Annotated in this window: 7 protein-coding genes; 1 reads left to right on the forward strand and 6 read right to left on the reverse strand. The window is 45.4% G+C overall.

Features of this window, described 5'->3' with window-relative positions:
* Nucleotides 1-7: 7 nt before the first annotated feature.
* On the reverse strand, nt 8-1015 hold the full coding sequence (locus IBX48_RS09880; protein ID WP_296834001.1) for a cation transporter: 1008 nt from the start codon (nt 1013-1015) through the stop codon (nt 8-10).
* A gap of 45 nt (nt 1016-1060) precedes the next feature.
* Nucleotides 1061-1480, reverse strand: coding sequence for a CopD family protein (locus IBX48_RS09885; protein ID WP_296834005.1), 420 nt, complete (start codon nt 1478-1480; stop codon nt 1061-1063).
* Nucleotides 1481-1589: 109 nt separating this feature from the next.
* Between IBX48_RS09885 and IBX48_RS09890 the strand changes: the two genes are divergently transcribed.
* The gene (locus IBX48_RS09890) at nt 1590-2069 is read left to right on the forward strand and encodes a peptidylprolyl isomerase (protein ID WP_296834008.1); all 480 of its coding nucleotides are present in this window, start codon (nt 1590-1592) and stop codon (nt 2067-2069) included.
* Between the two features lie 79 nt (nt 2070-2148).
* Here IBX48_RS09890 and ylqF read toward each other — a convergent pair whose 3' ends face one another.
* The 4 genes from ylqF to IBX48_RS10640 form a co-directional block, all read right to left on the reverse strand.
* Nucleotides 2149-3084 carry a ribosome biogenesis GTPase YlqF gene (gene ylqF / locus IBX48_RS09895; RefSeq protein WP_296834011.1) on the reverse strand — a complete coding sequence of 312 codons (936 nt, stop codon included), beginning with the start codon at nt 3082-3084 and terminating at the stop codon, nt 2149-2151.
* A 141-nt stretch (nt 3085-3225) separates the two neighbouring features.
* Nucleotides 3226-3495: a type II toxin-antitoxin system YafQ family toxin gene (locus IBX48_RS09900; RefSeq protein WP_296834014.1), complete on the reverse strand. Its 270-nt coding sequence runs from the start codon at nt 3493-3495 to the stop codon at nt 3226-3228.
* Entirely contained in the window at nt 3488-3766 is a 279-nt protein-coding gene (locus tag IBX48_RS09905) for a type II toxin-antitoxin system RelB/DinJ family antitoxin (protein ID WP_296834017.1), read from the reverse strand. Before IBX48_RS09905 ends, IBX48_RS09900 begins: the two co-directional genes overlap by 8 nt.
* Nucleotides 3767-3958: 192 nt before the next feature.
* Nucleotides 3959-4093 (reverse strand): hypothetical protein, encoded by a 135-nt coding sequence (locus IBX48_RS10640; protein ID WP_365942510.1) that lies wholly within the window; start codon nt 4091-4093, stop codon nt 3959-3961.
* Nucleotides 4094-4273 lie beyond the last annotated feature (180 nt).

A 4273-nucleotide genomic window follows, 5' to 3' on the forward strand; every position in this document is an offset into this window, starting at 1 on the left:
GTTTGTATTAACTTGTGAGTTTCTCGGCGCTTTTACCGTCGTCATTCAGGCCAGGAGTCGATTGAACTGACTGTTCGCCGGTCGAAATACGTTCCCACTTGGCTTGTTGGGTAAACACCACATCCATCGCCACATAAGGAAACTGCTTGCGAAACCCTTGATACAAGGCTTCGCGCACTTCGTCTTGGGCTTCAATGCTGTCTAACGGCGTGTCGGAACGCACCGTAAAATAGACGTGAACCAATAAAAACCGCCCGGTCATCACCAAGCGTAAATGATACCCCTTATGCACGGCAGAACTCACTAAAGAGTCGATCATTTCACGAATTTTATCTTCAATGTCTTCGCCCGGGTGTTTGCCGACAATCTCGTTCCAAGCATCACGGATAATGCTTAAAGGCACCACCAAAATTAACGCGACTAAAACAATAACCATAACTGGGTCAAAATACGGCACCCAGTGCGCGTATTGGCCATCTTGCATAACATAAGCCGCGATAAACACTAACAACATGGCCGCCGAAATATAACCGTCCACCAACCAGTTTTTCGCGTCCACCAAAGCCAAAGGCGAATGCGCACGCTCGCCCCAATGTTTGACCATAGCGGCACTCACAAAACAGCCAACCGTCGCCAAAATCGCGTAAAAAATTGCCATGTCTAAAATCACGGCTTTGCCGCCACCGTACATGGATGCAAACGCGTTAAACAACGCAATGGTTAACAAGGTGATAATCATCAAACCTTTTGCCATATTGATCATAGGTTCGTACATCCAGTAACCAAACGGATATTCGTCGTTACTGGGTTTCATTACCAACTTGGATACCCGCAAAGTGAGCAAGGCGATCAATAAATGGATAAAGGAATACAAGCCATCCAACATGATGGCGTCGGAAAAACTGACGATCGCAAAGCCGACCCCAATCACCACCATAAACACATTGCCCCAAACCGAAAAATCCAACGCGCGTTTTTCCAGTTTGATTAACTGCGCTTGTTTTGACGCCGACATGCTGACTCCTGTTAAGCCAAAGTTAAGGTTTAAAATTTAGTGCGTTTAAAAAGGTTTAACAACCACGAAAATAAGAATCGCTAAGGTGATGACCAACGGAATTTCGTTCGCCCAGCGATAATAAACACCCGAATGATCTAAGTGCCCAGCTTGCATTTCGATGACACGTTTACGCGCCCAAAAATGATACGCAATCAATAACGCAACCATTAATAATTTAGCGTGTAACCAACCACCGCTGATACCAAAACCCAGCCACAACCAAAAGCCAGTCACCAAGGTCAAAACCATCATAATACTCATGAAATTCCACAGCTTACGACCCATTATGGCTAAGCGATCGACTTGTTGACCGGCTTTTTTGCCTTCGACAAAATGCACAAAAATGCGAGGTAGATAAAAAATACCCGCCATCCACGACATCATAAATAACAAGTGAAAAACCTTAACCCATAAATACAACATAAACCGACCTCAAATTGTGTTTTTTACCTAAATACGTCCCAAAATCCGATCACGAATCGGTATCATGGCGCATGAAAATCAATATTCTAACTCTAATTAAGGACACCGAATGAAAATCGAACAAGATAAAATCGCCCAAATCGAATACACCCTAACTAACTCTGCCGGTGACGTTATGGATAAATCCAATGGCCAGCCTTTGGCTTATTTACATGGTCACCACAACCTAATTCCAGGGTTAGAAGCCGAACTACTAGGCAAAGCGGTAGGCGACAAGTTCACCGCGACCATTGCGGCGGTAGATGCGTATGGCGAAAAATACGAGGATATGATCCAGCAAGTGCCAAGCAACCTATTCCAAGGTGTCGAAAAAATTGAAGTCGGCATGCGCTTTGAAGCCCAGTCTGATCAAGGTATGCAATCAGTTGAAATCGTTGCAATTGACGGCGACCAGGTAACGGTTGATGCCAACCACCCACTTGCCGGTCAGGATTTAACTTTTGAAGTTGAAGTCGTTGGTATTCGTGATGCGTCTGCAGAAGAACTAGAGCACGGCCACGCGCACGGTGCTGGCGGTCATCACCACTAAGTTTGACCCGCTCAAATCACCAGGCACCAGGCCTGGTGGTTATCTAGATTAACAAATCAAAAACCCAAAACACCAAACCCTACTTACGATTCCGCCTAGTGCGCGCTTTACGCTCCGCATCGTAAATCTCTTTTAAACGTGCTTTCTCGGCTGCTTCCGCTTCCGCTCTGGCGACTTCAATTTGCGTCATCTCCGGCGTTTCTAACGTAATTGGACCTAATTTGCCATCACGCAATTCGGTAATTAAAATCCGGCTGACCTTATCCCAATCCACCGAACCGCCCTTTTGCATACAGCCGCGTTTTTTGCCAATCAGCGCCAACAACTCTTCGTCGTGCTCAGGCAATTCATCCAATTTATAACGTTCTTTCAACGCATCTGGGTAGTGTTTCAACAGATAATCGGCGGCAAACAAAGTGATGTCGATAAAATCAAACGCCGTGTCTTTAATCGCGCCGGTAATCGCCAAACGATTGCCACATTCTGGTGGCGTTAACTTAGGCCACAAAAACCCAGGCGTATCAGTCAGGGTCATATTGTTAGCTAACTTAATACGTTGCTGAGACTTGGTCACCCCCGCCTCGTTGCCGGTTCGAGCAATCGTGCGGCCAGCTAAAGTATTAATCATGGTGGATTTACCCACATTCGGAATCCCCATAATCATCGCGCGGCCACCACGAATTGCCAAATCACGATTGCCCATTAACTGCTCACACAGTTTCAATAAGCTTTTAATATGTTCGGGATGTTGCGACGTCATCGGCAGCGCACGCACGCCCTTCTGCTGCTCAAAATGCTCAACCCACATTTGAGTAATGGCCGGATCAGCCAAATCGGCTTTATTCAGCACCTTAATGCAAGGCGTTTCGCCACGCAGCCCGTTCACCAACGGGTTTTCACTCGAAAACGGAATGCGCGCATCCAGCAACTCAATAATCACATCCACCTGCGGCATCACCTCAGCAATGTCTTTACGCGCCTTGTGCATGTGTCCAGGAAACCAATTTATCGCCATTTGTTTGTTCTCATTTATTTTTGAACCACAGAGACACGAAGTCACGAAGGTTTTTAGAGTGTAAAGTTAATTTAATGTGCCGATCTTTTACGAGGCGCCACTTAGTTTTGCGCGTTTGAAATTCAAAAATCAAACTAATTATCAAAACACATCGCTGTGTGACCCGATGCGAGCAAGCTGTAAACTGTCAGCATGAATTCGATAAATTAGAACGAGATCAGGCTTAATGTGGCAATCCCGAAAACCCAGCCAATTCCCAGCGAGAGGATGGTCTACATTTTTTGAGGAAAGTGTTTCGCCTCGCTGAAGCTGGGAGATGATATTCCCGACTTCGACTATGTCAGGAATGGGCATTTTAGCTATTTTTTTGAAGTCTTTCTTAAATTGTGTCGAGTATTCAAGGCTAAGCATTGCCTAGCTTGCCCTCGGTCAACTCGTCCAACATCGCACCCACCGACTCGCTTTTATGACCCAGGCCTTGGGTTAATTCTTGAATAGCCGCAATGGTTGTTTCATTTGGCTGGCGCGCTTTAAGCTCAAAAGGGATACCGCCATAATTGATAACGGCCCGAGCGAAAAGTTTGATCGCTTGAGAAGGACTCAATCCAACCTCATCACAAACATGGCTGAATGCGACTTTTGTATCGTGATCTATACGCGCACTAAGCATTTCACTTTTCATACATTGTGCTCCATATGTAATGCATTTGATGCGAATTGTAACACAGGGTTAATATGAAATAATGACAATCACCACCAGGCCTGGTGGTGACTCAAACCCAATTCTCAAGCTTTAAACCCGACACGCGTTCAAATTCTTTAATATTATTGCTCACCAATATTAGCCCTTGGCTTCGAGCGTGTCCGGCGATCATCATGCTTCTCGGCGCTGATGCGGCTCTTGATTGCGCTCATTCATAAAGTCTTCACTGACCCCTTCTAAATCAAACCAATCATCCCAACTCTGCTCAAGCGGTGTGGTGCGGGTTTTACCAATTGCCGTAATCACAACCTGCTTGATACTTTCCTACAATGCAACCGACTTTGGCAAACGCACCGCCTGAGATTGATTATTTTTAAATACGGTCGTTGTAATCGCAGTCATAACACACTCCTTGTATATCCAGAACGGTTATAAATATTAATCAATGCCATCAAGCAAATCATATTTCTGTAGAAAACTTGAATC

Source organism: Thiomicrospira sp., from assembly GCF_014859555.1.
Lineage (GTDB): Bacteria > Pseudomonadota > Gammaproteobacteria > Thiomicrospirales > Thiomicrospiraceae > Thiomicrospira.